The sequence below is a fragment of the Streptomyces sp. NPDC003248 genome, from assembly GCF_055563235.1.
On record NZ_JBVHDT010000004.1, the window covers coordinates 1 to 16,653 of the forward strand.

Here is a 16,653-nt window from a genome sequence, read left to right on the forward strand (position 1 = left end):
AAGCCGGGCACGTCCAGGAGGGTGAGGATCGGGATGTTGAACGCGTCGCACATCTGCACGAAGCGGGCGGCCTTCTCCGACGCCTCGATGTCCAGCACGCCGGCCAGCGCCTGCGGCTGGTTGGCGACGATGCCCACCACCTGTCCGTCCAGGCGGGCCAGCGCGCAGATGATGTTGCGCGCCCAGCGCTCGTGGACCTCCAGGTACTCCCCGTCGTCGACGATCTCCTCGATCACCTTGGCCATGTCGTAGGGCCGGTTGCCGTCCGCCGGGACCAGGTCCAGCAGCACCTCGCCCCGGCGGTCGACCGGGTCGCCCGACTCCACGCGCGGGGGGTTCTCGCGGTTGTTCTGCGGCAGCAGCGACAGCAGGTAGCGGACCTCCGCGATGCAGGTCTCCTCGTCGTCGTAGGCGAAGTGGCACACCCCGGACGTCTCGGCGTGCACGTCCGCGCCGCCCAGCCCGTTCTGGGTGATCTCCTCACCGGTGACGGCCTTGACCACGTCGGGCCCGGTGATGAACATCTGCGAGGTCTCACGGACCATGAAGACGAAGTCGGTCAGAGCGGGGCTGTAGGCCGCGCCGCCCGCGCACGGGCCCAGCATCACCGAGATCTGCGGGATGACACCCGAGGCCCTGGTGTTGCGCTGGAAGATCCCGCCGTAACCCGCGAGCGCGGAGACACCCTCCTGGATCCGGGCCCCGGCACCGTCGTTCAGCGACACCAGCGGAGCACCCGCCGCGATGGCCATGTCCATGATCTTGTGGATCTTCGTCGCGTGGGCCTCGCCCAGCGCCCCGCCGAAGATCCGGAAGTCATGGGCGTAGACGAAGACCGTACGGCCCTCCACCGTGCCCCAACCGGTGATCACACCGTCGGTGTACGGCTTCTTCGCCTCCAGACCGAACCCCGTCGCCCGGTGCCGGCGCAACTGCTCGACCTCCTGGAAGGACCCCGGGTCCAGCAGCAGCTCGATCCGCTCACGGGCGGTCAGCTTGCCCTTGGCGTGCTGCGCCAGGGTCGCCTTCTCGCTCGGCCCGGCCAGCGCCTGCGCACGGATCTCGTGCAGCTCGGCGACGCGCCCGCGCGCGTCCGTGGGCTCCGTGGTCGGCTCACCCGTCGTCTCTTCCAAAACGGTCATGTAGCGACCTTACGAAGCCCACCAAGGAAAGCGAGACGTCGACTCCGTACAGTGTCCGACGCGTTTTCCTGGCGCCCCTGAACAGATCCAAGGGGGCATGCAGGCTTTCCGACTGCTCAGAGGGCGTCACGGTTGTGGAGACCGCACAAAAGCGGTCGGCGAGACCCGCCGCACATTCGCCGGGGGGCGATCCCTCCACGCGGGTGACGCGACGAGCTTAGCCTGCGCGGTCGGGTTCGGACGGACGACCTTCCGTGACCTCCGCATCACTCTGCGCATGAGGTTGAAAGTTGAACGGAATGGGTCTACAGTCGACCTCGTTGAAGTCGTTGAACATTCAACAGCATTCGCCCCGTCATCGATCCGACCCCCAGGAGCACGTCATGGGCATCTTCGGCCGCAAGAACTCCGAGACCTCCCCCGCCACCGCGTCCGCCACGGCCACCGCCGTCGCCACCGTGAACCCGGAGCTCGCCGCGCTCACCGGCGAGTACACGATCGACCCGGCGCACTCGACGCTCGGCTTCGTCGCCCGGCACGCGATGGTCACCAACGTCAAGGGCAAGTTCAACGACTTCACCGGCACGCTGCACCTGGACGGCACCGACCCGTCACGGTCGACCGCCACGCTCGACGTCACGATGGACAGCATCGACACCGGGTCCGCCGACCGCGACGGGCACCTGAAGAGCGCCGACTTCTTCAAGACCGACGAGTTCCCGGCGATGACCTTCCGCTCCACCGCGGCGCAGGCCCTCGGCGGCGACGACTACCGGATCACGGGCGACCTGACCATCCTCGGCGTCACCCGGCCGCTCACCATCGACCTGGAGTTCAACGGATCCGCGAAGGACCCGTTCGGCAACGAGCGCGTCGGCTTCGAGGGCCGGGCCGAGATCCTGCGCTCCGACTGGGGACTGACCTGGAACGCGGCGCTGGAGACGGGCGGCGTCCTGGTCTCCGACAAGATCAAGCTGAACTTCGACATCTCGGCCGTCCGCAACGCGTGACACACCACCGGTGGCCCACCGACGCCATCCCTCCGGAGCGCGCCCGCCCTCCACTCCCCCAGGCCGACAGGACCTGAGGAGGGCGGGCGCTCGGCGTGTCCGGGCCGTGCTTCCCGCGCCCCTGCCCCGTGCCACCACGCTCGCCGCCGTCACTCGTTGCCCAGGGTGTCTCCCTGAGACGGCAGGGAAGACGCTCGAGCAAGGAGGCAGCATGAGCACCAGGACAGGACCGCAGAAATACCCGGGCGCCGACCGCGGCCACTGGTACCAGGACGACTTCGAAGGCGACCGCATGGAGGTCAACGTCGTCGTCCTGCACACCACGGAGGGCACCTCCCTCCCCGGCTACGGAGGCGGCTCCTCCGCGCCGAACCTGACGGCGGTGCCCGACCTCGCGGCCAAGAAGCTGAAGTGGTACCAGCACTTCGACATCGACATCTCCTCGCGCGCCCTGCTCAACAAGCCCGGCGGCGTCGAGACCAACACCCTGAACGTCTGCCAGGTCGAACTGGCCGGCACCTGCGACCCCGAGACGCACACCAAGTGGCGCACCGGCGACCGGCCCCACGTCTACTGGCCCAAGGCCCCCGACTGGGCCCTGCTCGGCGTCGCCCGCTTCCTCACCTGGATGCACACCGAGCACGACGTCCCCCTGCGCGGCCCGGCCCTGTGGCCCGCGTACCCGAAGTCCTACGGCAACGGCGGCGGGCAGCGGATGAGCAAGGCGCGCTGGAACGCCTTCAAGGGCGTGTGCGGGCACATGCACGTACCGGAGAACACGCACGGGGATCCGGGAGCCATCGACTTCGAGAGGCTGCTGGAGCTGGCCAAGGGATAGCGGGGCCCGGGTCCCGTACCCGTCCTGCGGCGTTCACGGGCCCGGCGCGCCCCGCGCCGGGCCCGTGCCGGTCTCCCGCGGGGACCGGGTCAGAAGCCTCCCCCGAAGTCCCCGCCGCCGCCGAGGTCGCCGCCCCCGAACCCGCCGAAGCCTCCGAAGTCCCCGGTGTCGAAGTCCGCGCCGGAGACGTCACCGCCCTCGTAGCCACCGCCGAAGTCGCCGTAGCCGCTGCCGTAGTCGGCGGCGTAGGACGGGGTGGCCATCATGCTGCCGAGCAGGGTGCCGACGAGCAGGCCGGGCAGGACGCCGCCGCCGAAGTAGCCGCCCGCCCAGGGGCCGTAGGCCGGGCCCGCCTCCCAGTACGGGCGGCGGCCGTAGTCGGTGTCGACCTCGCGGACCGCCGGGTCGAGGCCGTCGGCGAGGCGGGTCCGGTCCGCGGCGCAGACCGGGACCTCGCGCGGCGCGCCGCCGGACGGCGTCCAGGTGGCGTCGGCCACGGAGGGGCCGTGGCGCGGGTCGAAGAAGCAGGGCGGCCGTCGCTCGGGCAGTTCCCCGCCCGTCCTGCGCGCGGCGAGCCGGGCCAGGGAGAACCGGCCGTCGTCCAGGGCTTCGGTGACCGGGCGCACGTCCTCCGGTCTGGTCGCGGCGGCCATGGACGACTTGGCCCGGTCGTAGGCGTCGAGGGCGTGCTCGTAGTCGGCGCGCATGGCGTCGTCGGCGCCCGGTTCGGCCGGGTGGAAGTCCAGGCGGTCCAGTTCCTCGCCGAACGCGGTGATGTCCTCGTCGACGACGACCCGGAGCCGTTCGAGGGCGGCCCGCTGCTCCTCCGCGTGCCGCCGGCGGTTGCGGCGGACGAGGGTGTACGCGCCGGCGCCGCCGGCCACCAGGACCGCGCCGGTGGTGATCAGCGCGGTGGAGGAGATCCCGGCACCGTCCGGGCTCCAGCTCGCCGGGGCCGAGCCGCCCATGTTGGCCAGGGCCCGGTCGGTGAACGCGTCGAGCTGGGTGGCGGTGTCGGTCTCGCCCCGCACACTGGAGACCAGGTTGCGGACGGCCGCGTTCGGCAGGACGGCGGAGTCGGCGCGGGCGTCGAAGCGGTCGCCGAGGCGGACGGCGTACAGGCCGGTCACGCCGGTGGCGGTGCGCAGGTCCGTGAAGAGGTTCTCGGTCGGCTGGTCCGCGGGCAGGACCGCGACGAACACGGGCTTGTCGGCGCTCTCGATCGTCTTGCGCAGCGCGTCGGCGTCCGCCCGTGACAGCAGGGCGGACGCCTCCGGGTCGACGTACACGGGGCTCTCGCGGAGGGCCTCGGCGATCGTCGTGACGCTGCTGTCCGCGACCGCGCGCGGGGCGCCCGCCGACAGCAGCGTCAGCGTGGCGAGCGCCAGCGCGGCCAGGAGGCCGGCGAAGGCTCGGGCCGATGGTGCGACCTTCATACTTCGAAGCTACCCGAATCGCCAGCAATTAGGGCATATGAGTGCTATTGGGCTTTCTGTGCTTCCCGATAGGCCTCGGCCAGCTTCCCCACCGCCTCTCCGTACCGTCCCGTCAGCAGCAGGTGGTCGGCGTCGGCGAACGGGCCCGCGACGGCCGCCGTCATCCGGCCGGCCCGCTGCTGGACGATCAGCCGGGCCTTGGTGACCAGCTCACGGCCCGCGCTGTCGGCGCCGGTCCGCTCGGCCGCCCGGGCCGCGACGGCGAGCGTCCGCAGGGTCCCCTCGCCGCCCTTCGGCACCTCGGTCAGCGTGGTCAGACCCCACCCGTAGGGGAACTGCGGGTCGTACGCGGTGTCGCCGACGTTGATCGGCAGCTGCGCCTCGGAGCGCGGCCAGGTGACGGGGAGCTGCCCGGTGAAGGGCCGCCTGCCGTAGAGCACGTCGGCCACGCCGTCGCCCTCCGTGCCCGGCAGCCAGGAGGCGACCAGGGCGTCGACGGCGTCCAGCCGGTCGCCGACGAGCTGGGGCCGTCCGGAGACGATCAGCACCACGCACTTCATCGCCGCGCAGACGGTGTCGACGGCGGCCCGGTCGGCGGCGGACAGTTCCAGGTCGTGGCCGTTGCCGACGTCGCCGACGCCCTCGGCGTACGGCGTCTCGCCGACGACGACCACACCGACGTCGTGGCCGGCGGTCGGCGCGGAGGCGTCCTTGCTGTACGTCAGGTCGGGGTCCGCCGCCCGCATGGCCTCCAGGACGGTCGTGCCGGGGGTGATGTCACCGGAGGAGCCCTGCCAGGTGATGGTCCAGCCGCCGGTCTGGTTGCCGATGTCGTCGGCGTTGGAGCCGGCGACGTACACCTTCTGGGACTTCTTCAGGGGCAGCACGCCGCCCGCGTTCTTCAGCAGCACCTGGGACTCGGCGGCCGCCTCGCGGGCCACGGCCCGGTGCGCGGCGGAACCGATCTCCGCGATGCCGCTCGTGTCGGCGTACGGCTGCTCGAACAGGCCGAGCCGGAACTTCTGGGTGAGGATGCGGGAGACCGCGTCGTCGATCCGCCGCTCGCTGATCCGGCCGGCCTCGGCCTCGTCGACGAGCGTGGTGTGGAAGGTCTTGTAGGCGTACGGGACCATGATCATGTCGAGGCCCGCGTTGACGGACGTCCGCACGTCGGAGGCGTAGTCGCCGGGGAGCTGGTCGATGGCCTGCCAGTCGCTGACGACGAAGCCCTCGAAGCCCATCCGGTCCTTGAGCACACCGTTGATCATGTCGGCGCGGGCGTGCATCTTCACCGGCCCCTGGTCGTCGCCGATGATGTCGAGGGAGGAGAACGACGGCATGACCGTGCCGACGCCCCGGTCCACGGCGTCCTGGTAGGGCGCCAGGTGGACGGCCTCCAGCTCCTGCCGGGTGACCTCGGTGACGCCCTGGTCGAGGGTGTAGCCGCCGGTGGTGGAGGAGCCGTAGGCGGTGCCGCCGTCGCCGACGAAGTGCTTGGCCGTGGCCAGGACCGTGTCGGAGCGGTCCAGGTCGCCTCCGTCGGCGCGGCCCTGGAGGCCCTGGATCACCGTCTCCAGCGACTCCACGAGCGCCGGGTCCTCGCCGAAGGACTCGTAGGTACGGCCCCAGCGTTCGTCACGGGCGACGCACAGGCAGGGGGCGAACGTCCACGGGACACCGGTGGCCCGGGTCTCGGCGGCGGTCACCCGGCCGGTGCGCCGGACCAGGTCCGCATCGCGGGTCGCGCCGAGGCCGATGTTGTGCGGCAGGACCGTCGCGCCGACGAGGTTGTTGTGGCCGTGCACCGCGTCCACGCCGTAGATCAGCGGGATCTGGAGGCGGGTGGCCTGCGCCCGCAACTGGAAGGAGTCGATCATCTGCGCCCAGGCCTCGGGGGTGTTGGGCGTCGGTGTGGAGCCGCCGCCGGACAGCAGTGAGCCGAGGTCGTAGGCGGCGATGTCACCGGCGGCGGTGAGCGCGCCGCGTTCGGCCTGGGTCATCTGCCCGGCCTTCTCCGCCAGGGTCATCCGGGAGAGCAGGTCGGCGACCCGCTTCCGCACGGGCAGCCGCTCGTCCAGGTACGGCAGTCCGTGCGCGTCCACGACCACGGTCGGGTTCTCGGCCGGCGCCTTGGCTCCGGTGACGGTCAGCCGCAGGGGGATCGTCTCGGCGGTCTCGCCCGTCCGGTCCTTCAGCGTCGGCACCTCGATGGTCCGGGAGGCGCCGGAGGCCGTGCCCGCGGGGAAGGTGAGGGTGCCGCCGGCCGGCGTGTAGTCGCTGCCGGAGCCGGCGCTGCCGCCGCCGGTCTCGTACGTCACCGTCACCGGCTCGTCGACGGGCACCGCGCCGGTGGTGGCGACGGTGACCTTCACCTTCGCCGTGCCGCCCTCCGTCACCGGGTAGACGGCCGCGTCGGTGGTGACCGAGGCGCGCAGGGACTGGTCGGCCGTCCCGTACAGCTCGACGGCGTCCATGGCGAAGTCGCCCTTGGCGCCGGCGGGCAGGGTGACGGCGTACCCCCACATCCCGGTGAGGGCCAGGACCTGGTCGATGCCGCCGACGGGCTGGTAGTCCGTGCGATAGGTGAAGTCGGTGAACGGGAGCTCGATCTGTTTCCAGCCGGTGAAGTCGTCGGTGAACGACGTCGTCCACAGCTCGGAGGCCTCGCCGTGGGCGCCGCCGTCCTTGAGCTCGAAGGCGATCTTCGCGCCGTTGCCGCGGCCCTCCCACCAGAAGCGGATGCCGCGGTGGGCCGACCAGTCGTGGGCGGGTCGGTCCGCGGCGAAGTCGTGGGTGAAACCCCCGTAGCCGCTGATGTCGTAGGTGCCGGTGAGGACCTTGTCCCCCTCGGGGGCGTCGGCGCGGTCGGCCAGCCGGAGGGCGGGCGGGTCGTCGGCGTCGCCGCCCCAGGTGAAGATGGACTCGGCGGGCTGCCCAGCGAAGGGCACCTCGCCCTCGAAGCGGTCGACGGAGACGGGAGCGGGGTCGTCGGCGGCCGTGGCGGACGCCCAGGGGAGCAGGGCTGCGAGCAGGGTGGCGGAGGCGAGCAGGGCGGTTCTTCGCATGGACCTTCCCTCGGCACTCGTTAGTCCACTGAATCACTCATGGCTTAGATCAGGCCGTGAGTTAACTGACGGGGCGTGGCGGCGTCAAGACTTCACGTCGGGACTGGTGCAGAGGTGGCGGACGGCCGGATCGGGTGCGTCGTCCGTTCGGCTGGTGAAGGCGGGCGGGGGTGGCGCCCGGTGTGGCTGACGCGGGGTCATGTGCGGGGCAGGGGCGGCGGCGGGGGTTGTTCGCCCCCGCCGCCCCTTCCCTCCCCCACTCTCGGCTTCGCTCGAGCGGGGGGACCCCCATCGTCCCCGGGGGCTCTGCCCCCGGACCCCCGTTCGGCCCTGAACGGGCCTCGTCCTCAAACGCCGGACGGGCTGGGGGGGGCGGCCTCGTCCTCGAACTGCCCCGGAGGGGGCACCCCCGGACGGGCTATTCGGCCGGGGTCACCCCGGCCCTCAGGAGGCCGTACGTGTAGGCGTCCTCCAGGGCCTGCCAGGAGGCTGCGATCACGTTCTCGGCGACGCCGACCGTGGACCACTCGCCGGCGCCGTCCGTCGTGGCGATGAGGACGCGGGTGGTGGACTGGGTGCCGTGGACGCCCTCCAGGATGCGGACCTTGTAGTCCACCAGGTCGAGCTTGGCGAGCTGGGGGTAGATCTTCTCCAGGGCCACGCGCAGGGCGCGGTCGAGGGCGTTGACCGGGCCGTTGCCCTCGGCGGTGGCGACGATGCGCTCGCCCTTGGCCCAGAGCTTGACGGTGGCCTCGTTGGCGTGGGTGCCGTCGGGGCGGTCCTCGACGATCGCGCGCCAGGACTCGACGGTGAAGTACTTCAGGGGCCGGCCCTCGACCTCGGTGCGCAGCAGCAGCTCGAAGCTGGCGTCGGCCGCTTCGTACGTGTAGCCCTTGAGCTCGCGCTCCTTGACGCGCTCCACGACCCGGCCGACCAGCTCGCGGTCGCCGCCGAGGTCGATGCCGAGTTCCTTGCCCTTGAGCTCGACCGAGGCGCGGCCGGCCATGTCGGACACGAGCATCCGCATGGTGTTGCCGACCAGCTCGGGGTCGATGTGCTGGTACAGGTCCGGGTCGACCTTGATCGCGGAGGCGTGCAGGCCCGCCTTGTGCGCGAAGGCCGAGACGCCCACGTAGGGCTGGTGCGTGGAGGGGGTGAGGTTCACGACCTCGGCGATGGCGTGCGAGATGCGGGTCGTCTCGCGCAGCTTGCCCTCGGGGAGGACCTTCTTGCCGTACTTCAGTTCCAGGGCCGCCACGACCGGGAAGAGGTTGGCGTTGCCGACCCGCTCGCCGTAGCCGTTCGCGGTGCACTGGACGTGGGTCGCGCCCGCGTCCACGGCGGCCAGCGTGTTCGCCACCGCGCAGCCGGTGTCGTCCTGGGCGTGGATGCCGAGGCGGGCGCCGGTGTCCGCGAGGACGGTCGAGACGACGGCCTGGATCTGCGCCGGGAGCATGCCGCCGTTGGTGTCGCAGAGGATGACCACGTCGGCGCCGGCCTCCGAGGCGGCCCGGACGACCGACTTGGCGTACTCCGGGTTCGCGCGGTAGCCGTCGAAGAAGTGCTCGCAGTCGACGAAGACGCGGCGGCCCTGCGCGCGGAGGAAGGAGACGGTGTCGCGGACCATCTCCAGGTTCTCGTCGAGCGTGGTGCGCAGGGCGAGTTCGACGTGCCGGTCGTGGGACTTCGCCACCAGCGTGATGACCTCGGCGCCCGAGTCCAGCAGCGCCTTGACCTGCGGGTCCTCGGCGGCCTTGGCCCCGGCCCGGCGGGTGGCGCCGAAGGCGACGAGCTGGGCGTGCCGGAAGTCGATCTCCTGGCGCGCACGGGCGAAGAACTCGGTGTCCCGCGGGTTGGCGCCCGGCCAGCCGCCCTCGATGAAGCCGACACCGTAGTCGTCCAGGTGCCGTGCGATCGCGAGCTTGTCGGAGACGGTGAGGTTGATGCCCTCACGCTGGGCGCCGTCCCGCAGGGTCGTGTCGAAGACGTGGAACGAGTCGTCGAGTTCGCTGGTTGCCGTCTCGGTCATGGTCTCAAGGCTCCTGTTGTGGATCTTCGGTCTTACCGGAATGACCGGCTCCACCATCCCCCCATGGTCCCTCACGCTCTCGCTCCCGGCTGAAGGTGGGCCAGGAAAACGAAAAACCTCTCGCGGGTGCGAGAGGTCTGCGCGCGGGTCGAGGACGACGGTGGCCGCCCGTACCTGGTCGTACATGGCGGTCACTGCGGACCGGCGCGCCTGCTGCCAATAATCATGGCGAACGAGAGCACGGCGGCAGTGTTGCACAAGCCGCCCCCGTAGCCACGGAGTGTCTCAGGATGCGGGCGGTGCGGTGTCCCGGCACCGCCCCGTACGGCCCCGGCTCAGGCGTCCGTGAGGAGCGTCCGCTCCACGAACTCCCGCACGTGGCCGAGGACCTGGTCCCGGTCCGTGCCGCGCAGGCCGATCGCCACATGGATGGAGAAGCCGTCGAGGAGGGCGCGCAGCCGGGTGGCGACCCGGTCGGGGTCGACCGGGCGGAACTCCCCGCGCGAGGTCCCCTCGGCGATCAGCGCCACCAGGTCGCGGTGCCAGGCCCCCTCGATGGCGGCCTGCCGGTCCCGGGCGTCGTCGTCGGCGTTCTTCGAGCGGTTCCAGACCTCCAGCCACAGGGTCCAGTGCGGATCGCGGTGGCCGTCGGGGACGTACAGGTCGACGTAGGCGTCGAGGCGTTCACGGGCCGGTCCCCCGCGGGCCAGCAGCCGGCTGCGCTCGGCGCCCAGCCGGCCCTCGCTCCACTCCAGGGTGCGCAGCAGGAGTTCGTCCTTGGAGCGGAAGTAGTAGAGGAGGTGGCCGCTGCTCATGCCGACCTCGCGGCCGAGCGCCGCCATGGTGAGCTTCTCCAGCCCGCGTTCGGCGATCATCTCCATGGCGGCGGCGAGGACGTCCTCGCGCGGCGGCGCCTGCCTGCGCCCACCGGCCATCTGCGGCTCCTAGATCTTCGGCTGCTGCTGGGTGATGCAGTGGATGCCACCGCCGCCCGAGAAGATCGTACGGGCGTCCACCAGCGTCACCGTGCGCTCGGGGAACAGCCGCCGGAAGATGCCGGCCGCGGTCTCGTCGCGCGGGTCGTCGAAGCCGCACAGCACGACCCCGCCGTTGCAGAGGTAGTGGTTGATGTAGGAGTAGTCGGCCCAGTGGCCGTCGGCCTCCAAGGCGGTCGGGGCGGGTACCTCGACGACCTCCAGACGGCGGCCCCGGGCGTCCGTGCTGGACCGCAGCAGGCCGATGACCTCCTTCGTCACCTCGTGGTCGGGGTGGGCCGGGTCCGGCTGGTGGTGGGCGACGACCAGGCCGGGGCGGGCGAAGGCGGCGACGATGTCGACGTGGCCGAGGGTGCCGTAGCCGTGGGGAGGGTAGTCGCCGGTGAGGCCGCGCGGCAGCCAGACGGCCTTGCGGGTGCCGAGGTGGGCGTGGATCTCGGCCTCGACCCGTTCGCGGGACCAGTCCGGGTTGCGCTCGGGGCCGAGCTGGACCGTCTCCGTCAGCAGGACCGTTCCCTCGCCGTCCACGTGGATCGCGCCGCCCTCGTTGACCAGCTTCGAGGCGTACGTCCGGGCGCCGGCGAGGTCCGCGACGGACGCGGCGATCTTCGCGTCGTGGTCCCAGCGGGCCCAGTGCTGGGCGCCCCAGCCGTTGAACGTCCAGTCGACGGCGGCGAGTTCCCGGCCGTTCGTCAGGAACGTGGGGCCGATGTCGCGCATCCAGGCGTCGTCGAGCTCCCGCTCGACGGTGTCGACGCCGGGTCCCAGCAGGGTCCGCGCCGCGGACGACTGCCCGGGGCCGCACACCACCGTGACCGGCTCGAAGCGCCGGACCGCCCGGGCGACGGACGCCCAGGCGCTCCGCGCGGCGGCGAGGTCCGCGGGGTCGTCGAAGGTGGGGTTGGGGGACGGCCACGCCATCCAGGTGCGCTCGTGCGGGGCCCACTCGGCGGGCATGCGGAAGCCGTCGGCGGCAGCAGACATGACGGGTCCTCAGAGGAAGTAGAGGCGGTTGAGGGAGACGGACTCGGCCGGTTCGGAACGCAGCGGCTCGCCGTCGAGGGTGACCAGACCGGTGCGCTGGTCGACGTCGACGGCTCCGGTGCGGGAGTTCAGGCGCAGGTCGGCCGGGCCGATGCCGCGGGTGCCGCGGACGGCGACCCGGCGGCGGCGGGTCGGCATCGAGTCATGGCCCTGGTCGAGGGCGGCGCGCGCGACGAAGGCGACCGAGAGGTCGGCGGGGGTGGCGCCGTAGGCCCCGAACTGCGGCCCGAGGACCAGGGGTTCACAGGTGTCCGTCGCCGCGTTCGGGTCGCCGACCACGCCGTACGCCGGGAAGCCGGCCTTCAGTACGAGCTGCGGCTTGGCGCCGAAGTACTCCGGGCGCCACAGCACGATGTCGGCGAGCTTGCCGGTCTCGATCGAGCCGACCTCGTGCGCGAGGCCGTGGGCGATGGCGGGGTTGATGGTCAGCTTGGCCATGTACCGCAGGACGCGCTCGTTGTCGTGCTCCTCGGGCGCGCCGAGCTCGGCCTTCATCTTCCCGGCCATCGCGAACGTGCGGCGGACCGTCTCGCCGGCGCGGCCCATGCCCTGCGCGTCGGAGGAGGTGATGCCGATGGCGCCCAGGTCGTGCAGGACGTCCTCGGCGCCCATGGTCCCGGCGCGGATGCGGTCGCGGGCCATGGCGGCGTCGCCGGGCAGGTCGGGCTTGAGGTCGTGGACGGAGACGATCATGCCGTAGTGCTCGGCGACGGCGTCCCGGCCGAAGGGGAGGGTGGGGTTGGTGGAGGAGCCGATGACGTTCGGGACGCCGGCCATCTTCAGGACGTTGGGCACGTGTCCGCCGCCGCAGCCCTCGATGTGGAAGGCGTGGACGGTGCGGCCCTCCAGCACCCGCAGGGTGTCCTCGACGGAGAGGCACTCGTTCAGCCCGTCGCTGTGCAGCGCGACCTGGACGTCGTGCTCCTCGGCGACGCGCAGGGCCGTGTCCAGCGCCCGGGTGTGGGCGCCCATGTCCTCGTGCACCTTGAAGCCGGACGCGCCGCCCTCGGCGAGCGCCTCGACGAGGGGTGCCTCGTGCGAGGACGAACCCCGGCCGAGGAAGCCGATGTTGACCGGCCAGGCGTCGAAGGCGTCGAACGCGTGCTTCAGCGCCCAGGGCGAGTTGACGCCGACGCCCCACACCGGCCCGAACTCCTGCCCGATGACCGTGGTCACGCCGGAGGCCAGCGAGGCCTCCATGATCCGCGGCGACAGCAGGTGGACGTGCGTGTCGACGGCACCGGCGGTGGCGATCAGCCCTTCGCCGGAGACGATCGAGGTGCCCGTGCCGACGACGACGTCGACGCCGTCGAGGGTGTCGGGGTTGCCGGCCCGCCCGATCGCGTGGATCCGGCCCTCGCGGATCCCGATGGACACCTTGCGGATGCCCTGCACGGCGTCGATCACGACGACGTTGCTGATCACGACGTCGCAGGTGTCGCGCACGGCGGCGGCCTTGAGGTGCAGTCCGTCGCGGGCGGTCTTGCCGAAGCCGGCCAGGAACTCGTCGCCGGGGCGCTGGGAGTCGGACTCGACGCGGATCACCAGCCCCGAGTCGCCGAGGCGGACGCGGTCGCCCGCGCGCGGGCCGTGCGTGGCGGCGTACTCGTACGGGGTGAGGCGGCGGTTCTCGGCGGGGTGTCCTCCGGGGCGGCTCATCGTCCGTCCTCCTCGTCCGTCGTTCCCGGTACGCCGAGGTAGCCGCAGGCGGCGGCCCGGCGCAGGGCCTCTTCCTTCGCGCCGGGCGCGTCCAGCGGCCCGTCGACCAGTCCGGCGAAGCCGACCGCGATCCGGTCGCCGCCGATCGGCACCAGTCCGACCTCGTGCGTCTCCCCCGGCCCGAACCGCACCGAGGAGCCGGCGGGGACCGCGAGCCGCATCCCGTAGGCCCGCTCGCGGACGAAGTCCAGGCGCGGGTTGGCCTCGAAGAAGTGGAAGTGGGAGGTGACGGAGACGGGCACGCCGGCGGTGTTGGTGACGGTGAGCCGCACGGCCGGCTCGGGCTCGGTGTGCCCGGGGCCCGGCAGCAGCGCGCCGGGGGCTTCGGGGCCGAGCCCGCCGCCGAGGGGCTCGGAGACCACCGCGAGCCGTGAACCGTCGTCGAAGACGGCCTCGACGTGCACCTCGGTGACGACGTCGGCGACACCCGGCAGCACGTCGTCCGGGCCGAGGACCGACCGGGCGCGCTCGATCGCCTCGGCGAGCCGGGCGCCGTCACGGGCGGCCTCGCAGACGGTGTCCGCGATCAGCGCGGTCGCCTCGGGCACGTTGAGCCGCAGCCCGCGGGCGCGGCGCGCGCGGGCCAGCTCGGCGGCGCCGAAGAGCAGCAGCCGGTCACGTTCCGTGGGGGTCAGTCTCACGCCGGGGACCTCCTTGCCTTCCCACACTTTAGAGCAGCACTCTAACGGCAAGGGGAAGGTTGCAGAAGCCTGAGCCGACCACCATGCACTTCGTCACATTGAGCGTCACTCAAACATCTGGTGGTGGCCGGGGACGCGGCAGGGCCGCCGCGGACGCGTGGCGTCCGGGGCGGCCCTGGGGTGACGGCGGTGTGGCGGTGGTGTGGCGGGGTGCCGGCGGGGCTCAGCCCAGCCGCCGCATCCACCCGTGCCGGTCCTCGGCGGTGCCGCGCTGGATGTCCAGCAGGGCCCGGCGCAGCCGCAGCGTGACCTCGCCGGGCTCGCCGTCCGACTGCTTCCACTCGGCGCCGGCGCGCTTGACGGTGCCGACGGGGGTGATGACGGCGGCGGTGCCGCAGGCGAAGACCTCGGTGAGGGTGCCGTTCTCGGAGTCGCGCTGCCACTGCTCGACGGAGACGCGGCCCTCCTCGGCCTCGTAGCCGAGGTCGCGGGCGACGGTGAGGAGGGAGTCGCGGGTGACGCCCTCCAGGATGGAACCGGTGAGGGCCGGCGTGATGATCTTGTTGCCGTACACGAAGTACAGGTTCATGCCGCCGAGCTCCTCGACCCACCGGTGCTCGACCGCGTCGAGGTAGCAGACCTGGTCGCAGCCCTGGGCGGCGGCCTCGGCCTGGGCGAGCAGGGACGCCGCGTAGTTGCCGCCGGTCTTGGCGTCGCCCATGCCGCCGGGGACGGCGCGGACGCGGTCCTCGGAGACCCAGATGGAGACCGGCTTCACACCACCGGCGAAGTAGGCGCCGGCCGGCGAGGCGATCACCAGGAAGAGGTACTCGTTCGCGGGCTTGACCCCCAGACCGACCTCGGTGGCGATCATGAAGGGGCGCAGGTAGAGGGACTCCTCGCCGCCGTGGGCCGGCACCCACGCCTTGTCCTGCTCGACCAGGACGTGGCACGCCTCGATGAACGTCTCGACCGGCAGCTCGGGCATGGCGAGGCGGCGCGCGGAACGCTGGAAGCGCTTGGCGTTCTGGTCCGGACGGAAGGTGGCGACGGACCCGTCGGGGCGCCGGTAGGCCTTCAGGCCCTCGAAGATCTCCTGGGCGTAGTGCAGGACGTTGGTCGCCGGGTCGAGCGGGATCGGCGCGTACGGAACGAGCTGGCCGTCGTGCCAGCCGCGGCCCTCGGTCCACTTGATCGTCACCATGTGGTCGGTGAAGTGGCGGCCGAAGCCGGGGTTGGCCAGGATGGCCTCGCGCTCGGCGTCGGAGAGCGGGCCGGCGGACGGCTTGAGCTCGATCGTGGGCGTCGTCATGGGTGGTTGTCCTTCACCGGTTGTAGTGACGGGCCGCGCTCACCCCCGCACGGCCGGTGGCCGGTGCTAGGACGTCCGAGCATTCCCTCGTACCGCGACTCCGCGTTCGATTATCTCGCGGCGGCGGCGCTGGAAGAAGACGGGGTGAATGCGGCCCAGGATCGATGGTGGCACCCGGCGACGGCATACGAGAAGCCGCCGGGTGCGGAAGCGACCCGGCGGCTTGAAGTGATCTGCGGGAGATCGAGTGCGCGGCGGGTCAGCCGGCTACTCGTACGGAGAGGGCGTCGCCGATCTCCGAGGTGGAGCGGGCGGGCTTGCCGGTGCGCTCGGCGAGGTCGGCGGAGACCGCCTCCTCGATGCGGGCCGCCTCGGCGTCGTAGCCGAGGTGGCGCAGGAGCAGGGCGACGGACAGGACCGTGGCGGTGGGGTCGGCCTTGCCCTGGCCGGCGATGTCCGGGGCCGAGCCGTGGACCGGCTCGAACATCGACGGGAACGCGCCGGACGGGTTGATGTTCCCGCTCGCCGCGACGCCGATGCCGCCGGAGACGGCCGCGGCGAGGTCGGTGATGATGTCGCCGAAGAGGTTGTCGGTGACGATCACGTCGAAGCGCTCGGGCTGGGTGACCAGGAAGATGGTCGCCGCGTCGACGTGGATGTACTCGGTGGTGACCTCGGGGAACTCCTCGGCCACCTTGTTGAAGATGTTCGTCCACAGGTGGCCGGCGAAGGTCAGCACGTTGTTCTTGTGGACCAGCGTGAGCTTCTTGCGCGGGCGGGCCTGCGCGCGGGCGAAGGCGTCGCGGACCACGCGCTCGACACCGAAGGCCGTGTTCACGGAGACCTCGGTGGCGACCTCGTGCTCGGTGCCCTTGCGGATGGTGCCGCCGTTGCCGGTGTACGGGCCCTCGGTGCCCTCACGGACGACGACGAAGTCGATCTGCGGCTCGCCGGCCAGCGGGGTGGCGACACCCGGCAGCAGCTTGGACGGGCGCAGGTTGACGTGGTGGTCGAAGGCGAAGCGCAGCTTGAGCAGGAAGCCGCGCTCCAGGACGCCGGAGGGGACGCTCGGGTCGCCGATCGCGCCGAGCAGGATGGCGTCGTGCTTCTTCAGGGCGTCGAGGTCGGCGTCGGTGAGGGTCTCACCGGTGGCGTGGTAGCGCTGGGCGCCGAAGTCGTACTCCTTGGTCTCCAGCTTCACATCCTGCGGGAGGACGGCGGAGAGGACTTTGAGACCTTCGGCCACGACTTCCTGGCCGATGCCGTCACCCGGGATCACTGCGAGATTGATGCTGCGAGACATGCCCGGCACCCTACTCCTCGTCCCATGGAATGACATGGACCGTCCGTCATACGGACAGCCGGGGTGTGTCGGCGGCGTGCCGGAACGGCGGTTCCGGAGTGCGGCGCGGAGCCCGAAGT

The 16,653-nt window shown here is 71.9% G+C and carries 12 protein-coding genes; 2 read left to right on the forward strand and 10 right to left on the reverse strand.

Annotated features, from left to right (window positions below):
• The coding region (locus ACZ3KJ_RS11825; protein WP_467526372.1) for an acyl-CoA carboxylase subunit beta at nt 1-1,142 on the reverse strand (1,142 nt) is incomplete at its 3' end.
• 383 nt (nt 1,143-1,525) lie between these two features.
• Between ACZ3KJ_RS11825 and ACZ3KJ_RS11830 the strand changes: the two genes are divergently transcribed.
• Together ACZ3KJ_RS11830 and ACZ3KJ_RS11835 are read left to right on the forward strand one after the other, a co-directional pair.
• Nucleotides 1,526-2,152, forward strand: coding sequence for a YceI family protein (locus ACZ3KJ_RS11830; RefSeq protein WP_467526373.1), 627 nt, complete (start codon nt 1,526-1,528; stop codon nt 2,150-2,152).
• 211 nt (nt 2,153-2,363) lie between these two features.
• A complete protein-coding gene (locus ACZ3KJ_RS11835) occupies nt 2,364-2,990 on the forward strand; it encodes a hypothetical protein (RefSeq protein WP_467526374.1) in 627 nt (208 codons plus the stop codon).
• An 89-nt stretch (nt 2,991-3,079) separates the two neighbouring features.
• Here ACZ3KJ_RS11835 and ACZ3KJ_RS11840 read toward each other — a convergent pair whose 3' ends face one another.
• From ACZ3KJ_RS11840 to ACZ3KJ_RS11880, 9 genes are all read right to left on the reverse strand, one after another.
• Complete coding sequence (locus tag ACZ3KJ_RS11840) at nt 3,080-4,426, reverse strand: hypothetical protein (protein ID WP_467526375.1); 1,347 nt, start codon at nt 4,424-4,426, stop codon at nt 3,080-3,082.
• 44 nt (nt 4,427-4,470) lie between these two features.
• Nucleotides 4,471-7,491, reverse strand: coding sequence for a glycoside hydrolase family 3 N-terminal domain-containing protein (locus ACZ3KJ_RS11845; RefSeq protein ID WP_467526376.1), 3,021 nt, complete (start codon nt 7,489-7,491; stop codon nt 4,471-4,473).
• Nucleotides 7,492-7,909: 418 nt separating this feature from the next.
• A complete protein-coding gene (gene cimA / locus ACZ3KJ_RS11850; RefSeq protein ID WP_467526377.1) occupies nt 7,910-9,520 on the reverse strand; it encodes a citramalate synthase in 1,611 nt (536 codons plus the stop codon).
• 335 nt (nt 9,521-9,855) lie between these two features.
• Entirely contained in the window at nt 9,856-10,455 is a 600-nt protein-coding gene (locus tag ACZ3KJ_RS11855; protein ID WP_467526378.1) for a TetR/AcrR family transcriptional regulator, read from the reverse strand.
• Between the two features lie 9 nt (nt 10,456-10,464).
• Nucleotides 10,465-11,499, reverse strand: a complete 1,035-nt coding sequence (locus tag ACZ3KJ_RS11860) for an agmatine deiminase family protein (RefSeq protein ID WP_467526379.1) — start codon at nt 11,497-11,499, stop codon at nt 10,465-10,467.
• A gap of 9 nt (nt 11,500-11,508) precedes the next feature.
• On the reverse strand, nt 11,509-13,218 hold the full coding sequence (locus tag ACZ3KJ_RS11865) for an urease subunit alpha (protein ID WP_467526380.1): 1,710 nt from the start codon (nt 13,216-13,218) through the stop codon (nt 11,509-11,511).
• Nucleotides 13,215-13,919, reverse strand: a complete 705-nt coding sequence (gene ureA / locus ACZ3KJ_RS11870; protein WP_467526381.1) for an urease subunit gamma — start codon at nt 13,917-13,919, stop codon at nt 13,215-13,217. Before ureA ends, ACZ3KJ_RS11865 begins: the two co-directional genes overlap by 4 nt.
• Before the next feature lie 223 nt (nt 13,920-14,142).
• Nucleotides 14,143-15,231: a branched-chain amino acid aminotransferase gene (locus tag ACZ3KJ_RS11875; protein ID WP_467526382.1), complete on the reverse strand. Its 1,089-nt coding sequence runs from the start codon at nt 15,229-15,231 to the stop codon at nt 14,143-14,145.
• A gap of 259 nt (nt 15,232-15,490) precedes the next feature.
• Nucleotides 15,491-16,534 carry a 3-isopropylmalate dehydrogenase gene (locus ACZ3KJ_RS11880; RefSeq protein WP_467526383.1) on the reverse strand — a complete coding sequence of 348 codons (1,044 nt, stop codon included), beginning with the start codon at nt 16,532-16,534 and terminating at the stop codon, nt 15,491-15,493.
• Nucleotides 16,535-16,653 lie beyond the last annotated feature (119 nt).